We start from the raw sequence: 16,778 nt of genomic DNA on the forward strand, positions 1-16,778 counted from the left end.
GATATAGGTACATCTATATTTCCATTTTACCTGTTTAAAGAAATAGGAGTAAGAAGTATCCATCTATATCATATAAAGATGTGAACGTAACGGAAATAATCAAACGTAAAGATAATCGATATTATCCAATTATGAAGGGTTTTTAACCATACGTATCAATCAAAAGATTAGTAAAAATGACGTATTGATGATAAAATTGCACCATGATTAGAACAATACGTTTAGCTAAATAAAGTGGTTCAACCTCGCCACTTAACAGGTGAGAGGTTAGCATCATAATAGTTAGCAACACAAGGAGGCAATAATATGGCGAAGCTACAAGATAAGGTAGTTATTATTACTGGTGGAGCAGGTGGTATCGGCCTTGGTATGGCTAAAACGATGGCGAAGGAAGGGGCAATACTGGCTATTGTTGATGTCAATGAAGAGGCAGGGAAGGCCAGCGAAAAGATTCTACAAGAAATTTCCCCCAAATCCTCGTTTATAAAAGCAGATTTAATGGATCGTGACAGTCTTCCTTCTATTATCACGAAAGTCATTGAAAAATATGGCAAGCTCGATGTACTTGTAAATAATGCACATGCTTCCAGACAGGTTACACTTGAAGAAACTACTCAGGCTGATTTAGATTTGTCATTTGGCACAGGCTTTTACCCGACCTTTTATTTAATGCAGGCGGCATTGCCATATTTAAAAGAAACAAAAGGAAATATCATCAACTTTGCTTCCGGGGCTGGACTCAATGGACATGAAACGCAGGGAGCTTATGCAGCGGCTAAGGAAGCGATTCGAGGGATTTCTCGTGTTGCAGCTAATGAGTGGGGACGTTTTGGTATTAACGTAAACATTATTTCTCCAATAGCCAATTCAGAAGGTGTGCAGGCATGGGCTAAGGCTCAGCCGGAATACTATGAAGCAGTCCGCAGCAAAATTCCGCTTGGTCGCTTCGGTGATGTAGAAGAGGACATTGGCAGAGTGGCAGTATTTTTAGCAAGTGAAGATTCCAAATACATAACAGGCCAAACCATTATGGTAGATGGCGGATCAATTATGCTTCGATAAGAACAAAAACACCAGAATTTTAACCCATTCTGGTGTTTTTCATTTATTGGCAATTGGAACCGTCTAAAAGGAAGAGTATTTCTCAAAGGGAATGAAAGCTGATGCAACTTCTTCTTCTTCCTTTTATTCGTTCTTACCAGTATCCATATTTTTGCAAAGGGGGAATCGCTATGAGAAGAAAACATATTTCTATACTCATTTCTTTCACGGTGGGAGTTATTTTGTTATTTGGAATCGTTTTATTTTTAGGAGGCAAATATGTGTTAGACAGCGTCTTTGGAGAAATCTGTGGAAATGAAGTGTTGCAAGAGATTCCTTCTGATAATGGAGAAAAAGTTGCTTATATTTTTCAGCGAGATTGTGGGGCAACAACAGGCTACTCCTATCAGCTTTCCATCTTAGACAGAGGGGTAGAATTACCGAATAAAATCGGAAACACATTTCAAACAGACAAAGAATTTACATTGGAATGGATAGGAGAAAAGAAAATTCAGGTTGTTCACAAGGAATTTGCAGATATTTTTAAGAAGGATAAACGCGTAAATGGTGTGCGGATAGAATATGCTGGGGGAAAATAAAAAAAGACCTACGTAGGTCCTTCAGCGAACGGGCTAGCTTATGAAGATTCTTCCATCATTTTCACCAACTCATTCACAATCTCTCTAGAAGCATTTCTTGCTTGCCCTTGAAAGCTTATTTTATCTTCATAGATTCGAATGGCTTCAGTTGGATAATATCCTTTTAAGGCGATGCTAACTCCCAGTAAGGCTTCATCCGTAATAGGATATTCTAATTCTGCTGGTCCATTAAGTTGTTCGAGAGAAAGAAGGATCTTTTGAATATCCTCTTGATTAGTAATTTTAATGGGTATTGAATGATTAACTCCTTGTACTTCTAAATAATCAACTTCAGACAGGTGTAACAATTCCTCACGAACGACCATTTCCTCATTATCTACGGCTAGATTGAAAAGTAACAGGATACTTAGAATACCTAATAGAAGTATTTGTATTTTCTTACCCAACCCTCACACCTCCCTTTTATTTCCTATTTTACTTTAAAATAAAAAGAGCAGCAATATCGCTGCTCTGGAAGTGCTTATCCCAAAAACTCAACCAATCACTTTATCCCGCATTAAGGGACAGTAAGACTCCCACTTCAAGATGTCAAAAGATATGAGACAGTTACGTGGGAGCCCAACTGTCCCTAAAAGCCCGATTGGTTCAACTAATGATTGGTGGGGAAAGAAACACCCCACCAATCAAAGTTTCACTTTATCTTCTTTTCTTTTTCCCTAAATCCTTGGAGGCAGTCGTACTTTTATCGACGATCTTTTCGAACTCCACCAATACATGAATAGTATTTTCTTGAGGATTTTCTATGCTTACTACTTTTCCTTTGCGTCCTTTGATTCGTAAATCCTGCTCTACTGCTGGGATAGCATTCAATGCCTGTGTTAATACTATTGTGTTTTTTTCATAAAAATGAACTACATACATATCTATTCCTCCTTTTTTGAAATCCATTTATTATATGAAACTCTCGCAAATTTAGAATAGAAACCATAGATTAGGTTCAAATAACTAAATTTTCTGTATTTTATTAGTTGTTTAGGTTCAAGTCTTCTCACTTGTTCCCTTTCCATTCACCTATTTTTTATTCGCATAAAGGAAAAACTGACTAAATGATGAATATATTTCCTTGTAATCAAAATTGGATGAGGGGGAAGTATATGAAGCAAAAATGGGCAAGCTGGATAGTAGCGGTGGCAATGCTGCTTAGTTTGACGGGATTTAGTCATTCGGCAAAAGCAGAGATAGCCAGCAATGTAAGCTTGGACGATTCGATTAAAAGGATTGTGGAACAAAAGCTCGCTGGTGGAGATGTGAGTATTTCCATTCGAGATCGAGAAACTGGAGAATTACTCTATGATTATAACGGTGAGATGCCTATCAAGCCCGCTTCCAATATGAAGTTGCTTACGACTGCAGCGGCATTAGAGATTCTAGGCGAGGACTACCGGTTCACGACAAGTCTTTATACCTCTGGGAAATTAAAGAATGGAGTTTTAAAGGGAGATGTCTATTTAAAGGGTGAAGGTGACCCGACTTTGTCTGTAGAGGACCTGCAGCAATTCGCACAGGAGCTAAAAGCAAAGGGAATCACCAAAATTGATGGTCGTATAGTGGGAGATGACAAGTGGTTTGACAATGATCTGCTTACTCCTGGTATTTGGGAAGGGGACGAGTCTTATTATTACGCGGCTCCAATCTCGGCGCTGACAACTTCTCCTAATAGTGACTATGATTCTGGGACAATTATCGTAGATGTAGCGGGCTCAGCTATTGGACAAGCTCCAACATTCCAAGCTACTCCTCATTTAGGTGATTTGGAAATCATCAACCAAGCAGTGACCGTAGAGGCTGGCAAAAGCAATACGGTGACGATTGAACGTTCTTATCGTACAAATCAAATCATTATTAGCGGAAATCTACCGTTTGATAAAACGAAAAGAGAATGGGTGACAGTGCAGCATCCGACTACCCATACATTAACGATGTTCGAAGCAATCCTAGCAGAGGTAGGAATTGAATATACAAAAGGAAAACTATTTAGAGCTGCAACTCCAAAAAGCGCTGATTTAGTTGCAATGAAGAAATCTATGCCACTTGATCAACTGGTGATTCCTTATATGAAGCTTAGTAATAATGGAATTGCAGATATTTTAATCAAAACGATGGGCAAGGTGGAAAATCACCATGGCAGCACGAAAGCAGGATTGAAGGTTGTAAATAAATTCGGAAAGTCGATTGGTCTTCAAATGAATGACTGGTCCTTTGAAGATGGCTCCGGCATATCTCATGCGAATAATGTATCGAGCATGGTAGTCAGTGACCTATTGTTTAAGGTGCAAAGTGAAGACTGGTTCTCTACATTCTTTATGAGCATGCCAGTTGCGGGTCATCCAGATAGAATGGTTGGTGGGACAATCCGTAATCGATTAAAGGACCCACTGACAGTTGGAAAGGTTTTTGCAAAAACTGGTTCCTTAACAGGCGTTAATGCATTAAGCGGATATCTAGAAGGAAGCAGCGGCCAGCAATATATATTCAGCGTACTGGTGCAAAATAAATCAGGCGCAGCTACAGCGATTGATGAAATCGTACTAACAATGGCAAGAGAATTATAAAAAGGGGGAAGCGCGTATATAACGATTCGTTATATGCGCTTTCTTCTTATTTACATAATTGCGAATGATGGGGGAATAATAGAAGGTATCTTGAAAATGGAGGTTACAAAAATGCCAAATAAAGAACCGAAAAACGACCCAAATACATTCACTGCGTACGGAGATCCAGTAAAAGATACCAATCCTCCGATTAGCGATAAGCACAAAAAGGCTAACTCGCCAATTGCGAAAAAAACACAGAATACAAGTGGCGGAAAGATAACTTAAATCAAAAGAGAAGGGCTTATGATTCTAAGATCATAAGCCCTTTTTATTTTGAGAGTGGGGTTCTCTAAATTGTTAATAAGTGAATATTTTGGGTTTAAAGTCTCACTAACAATTAATACATAAGCTTTAATTATTCTGAAATTTTATAATCCTTCCGAATTATTTTTATCCAAATAATAATTCAAAGCTTTACACTTCCTTGGAATAAATGGAATATTATAGATAAAATTGAAGTGCTAGAGGAGGAGTAAAGATGTCTAGTAGTAGGGAATTATTGTATAATGAAGTGATAAGTCAATCTTTTGTTGTGAATAGCAGACGGGGTACTTACCTATGAAAATAGTAGATGTCGATTTACTCCAGGATGGCCTGAAGCGCAAGGTAGCTACTATTGAACGTCTAAAAATCGAGATAGAGAATATTGAGAGGACAGTGAAAGGTTTAGTCGAGATGGCTGATTCGTTCAAGGGGGAGGGAGCCGATGCAATCCGAGCCTTTTACGCAGATTGTCACCTACCATTTCTCCATTTCTTTCAAGTATTCTCAGACAACTACCTTCAGAGGCTTTCGCAGATCGAGTCTGCCTTACTCTCAATGGAGCCATCCCCAGCTGGATACATAAGTCAAGAATTTCTTGAAGGGGAACTGGAGCAGGGGTTAACTTTCATCGGAAATCTAACAGAAGCGCTCACGAATGAGGCAAACAGTATTATGGATACGGTTAGTGATATCATAGCCTTGCCCCATCTCGACGACAGTGGAGTTCAGATAGGGGTTCTGAATGCCAAAAAGAGACGGGATGACACCGTCCGATTATTGAATGAGTTTGATTTCTCTCAGACAGCATTATTGGATTCTATCGAACAAGATATCCAAACGATGAGCAATTGGCTTACGGATTTGGAGTCAATGTTTACAGCAGGGCTAAAAGATATCGCTTTCCAGCCGAGTCAGTGGAATGCCATTACGTTTGGAAGTGCAATCAGAACAGAGCTATTCCCTAAGGTATACTTGGATCCTAATAGCCTATGGGTACAAGAAAGAGAAAAAATGATTGGTACGTTGATTAACGCCAAAACTTTTCAAGCGTTAGAATCGAAAAGAATGAACACAATCGAAGAAAATGTGGGAGAGAATATCAAGTATCACCAATATGCCAATGGTCTCCTCATAAAAGAATACTCAGAAAACGGGACAGTATACTACGAGATTGTTTCTAAAGTGGAATATAAGGAAGAGGTAGTCCCAGCCGAAAAACCAAAAGGAAACAAACTGGTGGATGGTCTACAGTTAGGATTAGATTTAGTAGGACTAGTACCCGTGATCGGTGAAATAGCAGATGTCTTAAATGGAGTTATCTATACAGCTAGAGGAGACAAGGTGAACGCATCGCTCTCCTTTGCCGCTATGATTCCAATAGCTGGTTGGGGAAGCACTGGCGCCAAATTTGCAAATAAAGGTACTCAGTTATACCAATCCAGAAATGTATTAAGTAATGAAAAAGTGACATCTATCGTGACACCGACGTACCAAGAAGTCGTCAATGGGCCGCTAAGCAGGACCCAGGTCAACATGAATATGTTTAAAACAGACATTAATTATATGACACCGAAGTCTGTAACTTTCAACAATCCACTGACTGTTGGGAGTAAGGGCGCGGGTAATTCTGGTAAGGTTGTTGATGATGTTGTTAAAGATGGAAGTTACTTTTTAGATGAATTTAAATTAAAACCTAATGTAAAATATGAAACAAATGGATATCTATATAAAACAGATCAGCTAGGACGAATTGAGAGAGCTAGTGGAGAATTAACTTTAGAAATGGGAGAACGTAATACTAAGCATCAGTTAGCAGCTGGTGGGGTAAACCGAGTTAAAGCACCTAGTACTAAAGGAGATCACGGTGGACATATAATTGGTACGCAATTTAACGGCTCTTCGCTTATTGATAATATTGTTGCAATGAATGGTAATGTTAATGTAAGTGCTTATAAAAAATTGGAATCTGCTTGGGCAAAAGCTTTAAGAGAAAAGCGGGAAGTTATAGTTGATATTAGACCTGTATATGAAGGTAATTCTATTAGGCCTGTTAGTTTCAACATAAAATATAGTATTGATGGAGAAAAATTTAAAGCTAATTTGAAAAATGTATATGGAGGAAAGTGAATGAATACAGAGAATCTGGAAAGAATTTATCAAAAAATTGCTGTGCAGTTAAACTGTGTTATTCCTGAACCATGGGAGAAAGTAATAGTATATTCTGAAGTAGATGAATATAGTGATTCGACGGTATTTTTCTACTATCCAAAAAATAAGCAGGAACCGGTATACAGCTTAGATATTGAAGATATAGAGGGGATTGACGAAGACGAGACTGAACGTCAACTAAATCTTCTTGAACGTATCTTTAGAGAGTTATGGGAAGAATTTATAAGAAATAAGCAGGAACCTTGGACTAATTTAACATTTGAATTATATTCAACTGGTAAGTTTGATATTGAATTTGATTATACATTATTAGAGGAAGAAAATAATTATAATCATTATGAGAGATTAATTATATGGAAGTATAAAAAATTAGGAATTTCTCCTGATGAAAAGAGAGAAAGTGATGTGAAACTAATAAGAGAGTATATAAATATGCAAAAATAATCTTATTTATTAGAATTATAGATGATATAAAGTGTAATGTTGGTTGCCAAACATAGATTACTATGTGTAGTGATGACATTTTACTGAGCGATGAATATAAAACTTATAATGTAAAGTAAATACGAAATTTACGAAGAACCAGTATTAGTTGTCATTGCATAAAAAGATGTCATACTGTTACTAAAAAACTTACAAATGTAATGTTACTTAAAAATATATGAATTTAAAGCACTTGATTGTCAGTGGCAACGAGTGCTTTTTAACTCTACTATGCCCAAAAGGTAGTAGGAAGAGAAGATCGTAAACCTGATGATGACGGTGGGCATTTAATTGCAAGTATTTTCAAAGGGTCAGGAGATCTTGATAACCTTGTTCCAATGAATGGAAATTTAAATAAAGGTGAGTGGAAAAAACTTGAAAATACATGGGCGGAAGCACTTAAGCAAGGTGATGAGGTTATGGTAAAAATAAGACCGAACTATAAGGGTGATTCGCAACGTCCAGAAAGCTTTGATATTAGATATAAAATTGGTGATGACAAATGGCGAACCAAGAGTTTTGATAATGTTCGAGGAGGTAAGTTGGATGATTGAAGAAGAATTAGATAGGCTATACAACGAAATAGTAGAAACCGTAATAGATACAATTCCAGAGGAATGGATTAAAGTATATCTTTATGGTGAGGTTGGAGAGGGTTCTCAAACTTCTTATTTCTATTACTTTCCTAAGGGAAGTGAACACCCTGTTTATAGTGAGGAAATTATTGAACTTTTTACTGTAAGTGAAGAAGAATATTTTCAAAAATGGCATTTACTATTGAATTGCATTAAGGAACTAAGAAGAGTATTTATTGATAACAATCAAGAGCCATGGACAAATTTTACTATGTTTTTTGATAAAACAGGAAAATTTAAAATCGACTTTGATTATGATGATCTTACTAATGCAAATTCGCATGAAAGGGAGACAATATGGAATTATATACACCTTGGTATTATCCCAAGAAGTAACTCAGGAAAAAAATATTTAGAAAAGTATCTTGAGACTTTGGAAAAAGAGAAGAAATAGGTAAAGCAAATCCATCTGTTTGCGAGTGGTCTCATGAAGAATCAGGTGAATTTGAACCTATAACATTTAAAGTGGCAGATAACTTTGATGAATTTTTAAAGGTACTTGAATAGGAATAGCATAGCAGAATGATATAGCGCTTGATTGCATTTAAAGCATCAAGTGTTTTTTTATATAATTAGTTAAGGACAATAAATAATTTTGCTGGATGCCGGGATTTCAGAACTTATTGTAAACGGTATGACAAATAAAGCATTTAATCATAAGAAAAAGACTCTCAAATAAGGAATGATAAGATGGAAAATGAATTAAATCAATTAATTATAAAGCTAGAAGAATCAATTATGAATGAAGATTTTATTGAGGTTACTTACGATATTGTTGAAGAAATAGAGAACAGGGAAGATGCTTTTGAGGCTATTCAACCTATTCTGAAGTTGATGGAAAAATATCCAAATGTAAATTTTGGTAGACCAGGACCTTTTGTACATTTTGTTGAAAAGTTTTATAAAAATGGATATGAAGAAAAGCTTGTTGAATCACTTGAAAGACAACCTACACAGCATACTGTTTGGATGTTAAATAGGGTTATCAATGGTTCTCAGGGGGATAGAAAAAATTTTTTTATAAGCGTCCTGGATAGTATTATTAAGTTTCCTAATCTTGATGATGAAATTGTATCGCTAGCTAGTCACTTTAAGTCTTTACATGATTAAATATTTTTAAATAAGTAAAGGATGATAACTTTGTCAGTAAGAGAAGCAATGCAGAGGTACTTTCAAATGAGAAAAGATATAGCTAATGAAGGTTTAGTTTTTTTATTTAAAACACCAATTAGTAGTGAGGAGAACCTAATAATTTATGATGGTGAAGTTGATGAAGAAGAATATATCTCATGGAAACCTGTAGAAAAGAATGTTTCACAGGACTTTACAAGTTTAGAAGATGAATTTGATATAAAATTGCATAAATCAATTGTTGAATATTTTAATTCATATTGGTTTGCAGATTTAGATGGATTTTATCAGGAACACTATATTGCATTAGAGCCTGTGCTACCGAATAGCGAGATAAGTTCATTCCGAGAGTCGCTAAAAGGATATAAAGAAAATCATGGGGATAGTTTAAAGAAGATACCTATTGGGACGGAAGGGAATGGTTTGTTAGTGGTTATTGAGAACAATAGTGGAATAATACAATTAGAAGATTTCGAAAGAGGAACATTTGAGAATATTGCTGAGAATATCCAAGAATTAATAGGGAATTTGAGACTGAAAAGATAGAATTTTATTTAGTGAAGAATCTTTCAACAAGGTTAAGTAAACACAATTATATATAAGAAACTAACATTTAAAGAACTAGTTGAACAGTAAATAAAATATGTAACAATAAACAATCTGATGGAGAGTTAAGTGAATATATAGAAATCTTATAAGGAAATGTTCATCGCCCTGCCCTGCTCACAGCGACTTAATATTTTCAAATTATAAGGGTTTAGCACCAAAGGAAGTTATGGAGATTACAAAAACATATAAAGAATAAAACTAACTTTATTTAGAATACTCTTTGTAGATCCTTGAAGGGCTATTTACTTCAAGGTCTCTTTTTTCTCTCATATTAACCAATGCCGAAAAACCAAAAGGAAACAAACTGGTGGATGGTCTACAGTTAGGATTAGATTTAGTAGGACTAGTGCCCGGGATTGGTGAAATAGCAGATGGTTTAAATGGAGCTATCTATATGGCTAGAGGAGACAAGGTGAACGCATCGCTCTGCTTTGCCGCTATGATTCCAATAGCTGGTTGGGGAAGCACTGGCGCCAAATTTGCAAATAAAGGTACTCAGTTATACCAATCCAGAAATGTATTAAGTAATGAAAAAGTGACATCTATCGTGACACCGACGTACCAAGAAGTCGTCAATGGGCCGCTAAGCAGGACCCAGGTCAACATGAATATGTTTAAAACAGACATTAATTATATGACACCGAAGTCTGTAACTTTCAACAGTCCACTTACTGTTGGGAGTAAGGGTGCGGATTTTGAAGAAGTAACCAAGGCTGATTTTACGGGAAAACTTAGAGGTGAAAATATTACTCTAGAAGGAATAAAAACAAAAGAAATAGAATATGTAAAACGAGATAGAGTAGAGTTAGAACGCTATAGAAAAGAATTTGACAATTCAATAAGAAAACAATTTTTGGTAGATTTATCTAAAAATAATGATATTATAAACAACTCGGCATTCTCTGATATTGATATAATCAAATTACAAAAGGGTAGAGTTCCTGATGGTTGGCAAGTTCATCATAAAGTACCAATAGATGATAGCGGAACAAATAGTTTTGATAATCTAATATTAATTAAAAACGAACCTTACCATAAAGTTATAACGAATTATCAAAATAGCTTTGCAAAGCAACTAACTCCAGGAGAAAAACAACTAGTTGAATGGCCAATTCCTCAAGGGAAATTGTATCCAGAAAAACGATAAGGGGATTATAATATGTGGAATATCAAATTAGATGAATTAATAGTGGAGAAAAATTTATACGGTGAGCAAGTAAATACGGGTGCAAGCGAAGAAGAATTAGCTATATTTGAGAAAAATGTAAAGAAAGAGTTACATAAAGAGCTGCCAAGTGAATATATTAATTTCTTGAAGATAATAAATGGGTTAGAGTTCAATGGGTTTATTGTGTATGGAATAGATGAAGTATTATTAGTAAGAAAACCGAACCAACCCATTAATGGATTAATTTCTTTTAATCAGATATGGTATGAAAATGAATATCAGAAAAAATATTTGTTCTTAGGAGAAAGTAATATTAGTTGGTATGTATACGATACAACTAAAGCGCAATATATTGAATTAGATAATCCCTCAGGGCGAGAAATGGTTGAATTCAAAGAATTTGACGAAATGCTTGAAAAAATATTGTCGGATTCATTGTTATAGATGTAATTAATGATATAACCAACATATAACTTAAAGATAAATACTTAGATATTGAATTAAATAAGTGACAAGTAAAAGATTTGATTCAAAAAAAATAGTAGAGATAACCTTGAGTGGTAGTTTATCATTCAAGGTTTATTTTTGAGATAAATTTTAAAAACCATATCACGATTTAAGTACAATAATATGCTTTATGATGGGCTAGATATATTAGTTGAAGTAGAAAGATAAAGAGGAAGTTCCTAGCCAATATATTAAGGTTTCGCCTAAGGAGTGAGAAGTTTGAAACTATACTTTCAAAACGAGTTTTTAGGAGATATACGTAATATTAATGTTGATGGTATGTGGATTAATGCTGAGATTAATCCTTCAAAAAATATAGACAAATTCAACGATTTTTTTGCAGCGATTGTTGATGAGGAAAATGATTTTGAAGAAACTAATTATAACGAAGAATGGTTAGATGATAGCAATTGGTATATTATTGATGATGAAAATAGAAGAAAGGGTATATACATACCTGCAGTTTATACAGATAGGGAAATTAACTGGAGGTGGAGATGATTTATAGATAGCATTGATTATATTTATAGATTATAAAAAACCTTGAGTGGCAATACGCCTTTCAAGGTTTCTTTTTTGGTGGGCTACCTAGTGCCGAGTGAACTACTAATTATTTACAGAATAGAGATAGTGCTTTTAAGCTCTATATGAAACGATGAACACTTGGCTAACGGATTTGGGGTCAATGTTTACAGCAGAGCTAAAGGACATCGCTTTCCAGCCGAGTCAGTGGAATGCCATTACGTTTGGAAGTGCAATCAGAACAGAGCTTTTCCCTAAGGTATATTTAGATCCTAATAGCCTATGGGTAGAAGAAAGAGAGAAATTGATTGGCACGATGATTAACGCCAAAACTTTTCAAGCGTTAGAATCGAAAAGAATGAATACAATCGAAGAAAATGTGGGAGAGGATATCAAGTACCACCAATATGCCAATGGTCTCCTCATAAAAGAATACGCCGAAAACGGGACAGTATACTACGAGATTGTTTCTAAAGTGGAATATAAGGAAGAGGTAGTCCCAGCCGAAAAACCAAAGGGAAACAAACTGGTGGATGGTCTACAGTTAGGATTAGATTTAGTAGGACTGGTGCCCGGGATTGGTGAAATAGCAGATGGTTTAAATGGAGTTATTTATACTGCTAGAGGGGATAAGTTGAACGCATCGCTCTCCTTTGCGGCTATGATTCCAATTGCTGGTTGGGGAAGCACTGGCGCCAAATTTGCAAATAAAGGTACTCAGTTATACCAATCCAGAAATGTATTAAGTAATGAAAAAGTGACATCTATCGTGACACCGACGTACCAAGAAGTGGTCAATGTCCCACTAGGCAGGACCCAGGCCAACATGAATATGTTCAAAACAGACATCAATAATATGACACCGAAGTCTGTAACTTTCAACAATCCACTTACTGTTGGGAGTAAGGGTACGGTTAATACTGTAAGTGATTATATTGATGATGTAATTGTGAACGGTAAAGTAGATGCCGACAAGATGAATAAGCTTAAAAACGCTATTCAGAATAATACTTTTAATGTAGATGAGCTGTCTGAGATTAGAAAAAAGATGTCTGAATTAGGCATTACTAAAGAATATGATGAAGTATTAATTAAAATGGATTTTGGTAAGTATCTCAGAGGACTAATAGGTGACCCACCTACTGCTATGATAAATCCTCATGCACATCATATTCTTTTTAAAAAAGGCCTTGGCCAGAAACAACAAGAAATAGTTCGAGAAGGTCAGGAAATATTAAGAAGGTATGGGATAGATCCGATAATTGGCGAAGAAAACCTTGTCTGGGCACCAAATGGCGTAGTAGGACAACATAGTCTTGATGCTTTAGAGGAAGTAGTGAATCGGTTAAGGACTATTGAAGAAATGGGGGGTGACTTTGATGATATGGTTGAAGCGCTTGATGATTTAGGAGACATAGCTAGTACAAGGTAGTAGGAAATTAGGAGGTAAAATTATGGATGAAAAAAGTCTAAATAAAACTATAAGAAATGCTATTAAGGTTGGTGATATTAATGAAGTAAAACGTATAATAGAAGATAATCCAGAATCTTTACATTCAATGACACCATTTGGTACGTGGTTACATGTTGCAGCAAAGAAAGGACATTTTGGAATAGTACAATATCTAATCCATAAAGGAATTGATGTAAATACAAAAGGTGATATATTTGATGCTTCTCCTTTAAGAGTAGCTGCTGGAGCTGGCCATTTGGAGATAGTAAAGTATTTAATAGAGAATGGTGCAGATTTAGATGTGAGCTTAGCAAAAAGAAATCCGTTATTTGGAGCGATTTATGGGGGGCATAAAGAAGTAGTTGAGTTTCTAGTTGAAAAAGGAATAGATATTTCAATTAGATATACTGGAGAGAATATCAAGAATATGGATGCATATGAATATGCTAGACAATTTGGACAAACAGAAATTGCTGAATATTTAAAATGGAAGATGGATGAAAAAGAATAAAGTAGTGTTATAGCTGCGGAGACTGTAAATTTTGAAATTAATATGCTCACCAGTTTAGAGATGAGATTAACAATTGATAAAGCACTTGATTGCCTTCAAGCGCACTGACCTAAAAAAGTGAGACAAAAAAAACACCTTTTATTGAAAAAACGGGTATAAGATACCAACAAATCAATGTAGAGGTGTTTTTTCTATTGGAACGAGAGTCGGTTACCCTGCAGAAGTATAAATGAAAGCCATAGAAACCAGCCGAAAAACCAAAAGGAAATAAACTGTTGAATGGTCTACAGTTAGGATTAGATTTAGTAGGACTAGTACCCGGGATCGGTGAAATAGCAGATGGCTTAAATGGAGTTATCTATACGGCTAGAGGAGATAAGGTGAATGCAGCGTTCTCCTTCTCAGCTATGATCCCACTTGCTGGTTGGGGTAGCACTGGAGCAAAATTTGCGAATAAAGGACGTCATTTTTTTCAGCCCAAAAATGTCCTAAATGATGAGGTGGTAGAATCTGTATCTACTTCCGTTTACCGGGATATGGTCAATAGTCCACTGATTGGATCACAGTCACGGTTAAAACTGTTTACTAGCTTACAGAATGGGACACCGAATGCCAATAATAGTCCATTCATGTTCAACATGCCAACAGTGAAAACGGATATCCCAGCAACATCTAAAAGCGCTAGTGGCGGTGTTAATCCAGAGATTCAGAACCAAAACGTTGCCAATAAGAACCCCGAGTTGGACGGCAATGGAGATCACATAAACCTAAGCAACACTACAATTCCAAACAAACCTACTAAAACAGTCACTACACCAACGTCAAAAGCAAACAACCCAGCACCAGTTAGTAGCGGGAAAGCCAATGTGAAATCAGAGACACCAAATTCGAATATACAGGCTAAGCCAAAAGTTGTTGGAGGGAATGCAGATTATACAGCTCCTCCTAAAAAGACGAATACAATTAATACGCCATCAACAAAGGTGGATACTACACCAACAAATAAGAATATTGATAGTAATGTGAATACAGATGTAAAGAGTGTGGATGTTGAGACAAAGGGTACGGGTAAAGGTAGTAGGCTTATTCCTGGTACTCCTGGTAAAGTAACAGGTGGAAGTTCTTCAAAACTTGGTAAGAATATGTTCGAAGAAATGGGACTACGTCGATCAACCAAACGTTCTCCTTATCAAGCACAACATATTATTCCTGCTGAATTCAACGAGCATCCAGTTATTGAAAAAATAGGAATGGACATGGATCATGCTTCCAATGGGTTTTTCCTTCGTGTTCCTGATGAGTACGTAAGCTCAACTTCGCGTCATCAAGGTTATCACTCTGTTTATAGTGATTTTGTTGAACGGAAATTAGATGAAATAGATATAAATCAAGATATTAGTATTATTGAAAAACAAGTGTTTGAGTTACAACAAAAGCTAAGGAAGCTTCAAGAAGAAGGATTGCCACTCTATATGACGAATGATTATCTACAGAAAGAATTGAAAATATTAAAACAAAAAGGCTTAGATGATTATTTGCTTGACAGAGCCAACAATAAGGATAGAATTAGACCTGTTTGGGACAGAGGTGGAGGAGCAACAATAGACTTATGGGAAAGGTGGTTTAATAAATTATGAAGTATGGAATTCATACTAAATTAGTTGAAGAAGTTATTCAATTTGCAAATTCTATGCAAGATATTCAAAAGACAGTGGTCCCTGAAGATGTTGCTATTATTAATGATTTTATTGAGGCAAAAAAATATGCTTTTTATGAGATTTTTGGTGAGGATGAATACACATGGTCAGATATTAGGCAAATTGAAATGGGGAAAGTTAAGGGAAAATTGTATAAACTAGACCCTAGTCAAAAACCTAATGGTTTAGAGGAAGTGACAGAAGAAATTGCTAATGGACTTAGAAACCAACTTCCGGACTCGTATAGTGATTTTTTTGAGAATGTTGTGGTAGATTTAAGAAATTGCGCGATAAATCGCGCGATAAATGGTAAAAGTGAAAATTTTTACGAACAAATTTTCAATATTTACAAAGCTGGTGGTCTTCCTTGTGGCTGGAAAGGCGATTATCCAGACAACGGAAAAATAATTTCTTATTTTGTATAAATTTGTTATCTAATGTAGCTTTGTAAAAAATACAGATATTTATATAAACTTAAAGCACTTGTTTCCTACGAGTGAACTGAACCCAAAATAGTGGACACTTTATAAAAGTCACTATCTGGGTTTTTCTGAGGAGGTATAGGAATAGAATTTAAGGTTGGATCAATAATTTATCCCTTGCCGGACGATACTTTGCTTTCTGAAAAGGAAGCTAAGTGGAGAATAAACTTACCAGAAGCGTATAAAGAATTTATAAAAAAATATAATGGCGGTACTCCTATAAAGGATAGTTTTAAATGTAATAACCATCATTATGCGATTGATAGGTTTTTATGTATTTTAAAAGTAACCGGGGAAAGAGAAGACGAGTATTACGATATAGGGGTAGTTAGAACACAACTAGACGAAAGAATTGTTTTTGATGAAAATTTAGTAGGTACTGAATTGTTACCAATTGCTGTTTTATTTGCAGGTGACTTTGTTTGCTTAGACTATCGTAACAATGTAGAAGAGCCTATTGTATGCGTTTGGAAGCATGAAGAGTCTTCAGATTTAAATCCTATAACATATAAAGTAAGTAACAGCTTTAAAGAATTTTTAGATATATTAACAGAATAGATACTGTTGGTAGTGAATTAACCTTACTGTTGAATAAATAGTTAAAACCTTGAATGGCAATATGCTTTCAAGGTTTTTTTATGCATAAGCAAACTTAGGAGATTAAGGTAGATTACCCGATGACGATGATTATTAAAGAGGTGCACAATTTAATGAGTTATAGATGGGGTGTAGTTTGGAATAATATGGATATGTGTGTAAAATGACGTAAAAGAGTTGTCTCCAAAGAAAGTCTCGGTTAATATTAAACGAATTTATTGTAATGGAATCATATTGTTACCTTGTTAAATTGATC

19 protein-coding genes and 1 pseudogene are annotated in these 16,778 nt (G+C 35.5%); 18 read left to right on the top strand and 2 right to left on the bottom strand.

Annotated features, from left to right (window positions below):
* Window positions 1–306 precede the first annotated feature (306 nt).
* Window positions 307–1,062, top strand: a complete 756-nt coding sequence (locus tag AC1ECF_RS05085) for an SDR family NAD(P)-dependent oxidoreductase (RefSeq protein WP_480388320.1) — start codon at window positions 307–309, stop codon at window positions 1,060–1,062.
* Between the two features lie 170 nt (window positions 1,063–1,232).
* Window positions 1,233–1,640, top strand: coding sequence for a DUF5412 family protein (locus AC1ECF_RS05090; RefSeq protein ID WP_480388321.1), 408 nt, complete (start codon window positions 1,233–1,235; stop codon window positions 1,638–1,640).
* A gap of 38 nt (window positions 1,641–1,678) precedes the next feature.
* Here the strand turns inward: AC1ECF_RS05090 and AC1ECF_RS05095 are convergent, their stop codons facing one another.
* Window positions 1,679–2,086, bottom strand: a complete 408-nt coding sequence (locus tag AC1ECF_RS05095; protein ID WP_480388322.1) for a hypothetical protein — start codon at window positions 2,084–2,086, stop codon at window positions 1,679–1,681.
* Window positions 2,087–2,336: 250 nt separating this feature from the next.
* Entirely contained in the window at window positions 2,337–2,561 is a 225-nt protein-coding gene (locus AC1ECF_RS05100) for a hypothetical protein (protein ID WP_480388323.1), read from the bottom strand.
* Between the two features lie 233 nt (window positions 2,562–2,794).
* Between AC1ECF_RS05100 and dacB the strand changes: the two genes are divergently transcribed.
* The 16 genes and pseudogenes from dacB to AC1ECF_RS05180 all read left to right on the top strand — a co-directional run bounded on the left by dacB (window position 2,795) and on the right by AC1ECF_RS05180 (window position 16,483).
* A complete protein-coding gene (gene dacB, locus AC1ECF_RS05105) occupies window positions 2,795–4,252 on the top strand; it encodes a D-alanyl-D-alanine carboxypeptidase/D-alanyl-D-alanine endopeptidase (RefSeq protein ID WP_480388324.1) in 1,458 nt (485 codons plus the stop codon).
* A 111-nt stretch (window positions 4,253–4,363) separates the two neighbouring features.
* Entirely contained in the window at window positions 4,364–4,519 is a 156-nt protein-coding gene (locus tag AC1ECF_RS05110; protein WP_480388325.1) for a hypothetical protein, read from the top strand.
* Window positions 4,520–4,852: 333 nt separating this feature from the next.
* Window positions 4,853–6,685, top strand: coding sequence for a T7SS effector LXG polymorphic toxin (locus AC1ECF_RS05115; protein WP_480388326.1), 1,833 nt, complete (start codon window positions 4,853–4,855; stop codon window positions 6,683–6,685).
* Window positions 6,686–7,171 (top strand): immunity protein YezG family protein, encoded by a 486-nt coding sequence (locus AC1ECF_RS05120; protein WP_480388327.1) that lies wholly within the window; start codon window positions 6,686–6,688, stop codon window positions 7,169–7,171.
* 290 nt (window positions 7,172–7,461) lie between these two features.
* A pseudogene (locus AC1ECF_RS05125) lies at window positions 7,462–7,764 on the top strand (DNA/RNA non-specific endonuclease); the annotation flags it as partial.
* On the top strand, window positions 7,757–8,239 hold the full coding sequence (locus AC1ECF_RS05130) for an antitoxin YezG family protein (protein WP_480388328.1): 483 nt from the start codon (window positions 7,757–7,759) through the stop codon (window positions 8,237–8,239). The pseudogene AC1ECF_RS05125 and the gene AC1ECF_RS05130, both read left to right, overlap by 8 nt.
* Before the next feature lie 296 nt (window positions 8,240–8,535).
* Window positions 8,536–8,955 carry a hypothetical protein gene (locus AC1ECF_RS05135; protein ID WP_480388329.1) on the top strand — a complete coding sequence of 140 codons (420 nt, stop codon included), beginning with the start codon at window positions 8,536–8,538 and terminating at the stop codon, window positions 8,953–8,955.
* Between the two features lie 48 nt (window positions 8,956–9,003).
* Window positions 9,004–9,522 carry a SecY-interacting protein Syd gene (locus tag AC1ECF_RS05140; protein ID WP_480388419.1) on the top strand — a complete coding sequence of 173 codons (519 nt, stop codon included), beginning with the start codon at window positions 9,004–9,006 and terminating at the stop codon, window positions 9,520–9,522.
* 370 nt (window positions 9,523–9,892) lie between these two features.
* Window positions 9,893–10,732, top strand: a complete 840-nt coding sequence (locus tag AC1ECF_RS05145) for an HNH endonuclease (protein WP_480388330.1) — start codon at window positions 9,893–9,895, stop codon at window positions 10,730–10,732.
* A gap of 12 nt (window positions 10,733–10,744) precedes the next feature.
* Window positions 10,745–11,197 (top strand): YrhA family protein, encoded by a 453-nt coding sequence (locus AC1ECF_RS05150; protein ID WP_480388331.1) that lies wholly within the window; start codon window positions 10,745–10,747, stop codon window positions 11,195–11,197.
* A 273-nt stretch (window positions 11,198–11,470) separates the two neighbouring features.
* Window positions 11,471–11,761 carry a hypothetical protein gene (locus AC1ECF_RS05155; RefSeq protein ID WP_480388332.1) on the top strand — a complete coding sequence of 97 codons (291 nt, stop codon included), beginning with the start codon at window positions 11,471–11,473 and terminating at the stop codon, window positions 11,759–11,761.
* A 184-nt stretch (window positions 11,762–11,945) separates the two neighbouring features.
* Window positions 11,946–13,214, top strand: a complete 1,269-nt coding sequence (locus AC1ECF_RS05160; protein WP_480388333.1) for a hypothetical protein — start codon at window positions 11,946–11,948, stop codon at window positions 13,212–13,214.
* A 22-nt stretch (window positions 13,215–13,236) separates the two neighbouring features.
* Complete coding sequence (locus AC1ECF_RS05165) at window positions 13,237–13,746, top strand: ankyrin repeat domain-containing protein (protein ID WP_480388334.1); 510 nt, start codon at window positions 13,237–13,239, stop codon at window positions 13,744–13,746.
* Between the two features lie 275 nt (window positions 13,747–14,021).
* The gene (locus tag AC1ECF_RS05170) at window positions 14,022–15,383 is read left to right on the top strand and encodes an AHH domain-containing protein (protein ID WP_480388335.1); all 1,362 of its coding nucleotides are present in this window, start codon (window positions 14,022–14,024) and stop codon (window positions 15,381–15,383) included.
* Window positions 15,380–15,868: a hypothetical protein gene (locus AC1ECF_RS05175; protein WP_480388336.1), complete on the top strand. Its 489-nt coding sequence runs from the start codon at window positions 15,380–15,382 to the stop codon at window positions 15,866–15,868. Before AC1ECF_RS05170 ends, AC1ECF_RS05175 begins: the two co-directional genes overlap by 4 nt.
* A gap of 141 nt (window positions 15,869–16,009) precedes the next feature.
* Window positions 16,010–16,483: an SMI1/KNR4 family protein gene (locus AC1ECF_RS05180; protein ID WP_480388420.1), complete on the top strand. Its 474-nt coding sequence runs from the start codon at window positions 16,010–16,012 to the stop codon at window positions 16,481–16,483.
* The last annotated feature ends 295 nt before the right edge of the window (window positions 16,484–16,778 follow it).

The sequence above is a fragment of the Psychrobacillus sp. Z3-81 genome, assembly GCF_056620325.1.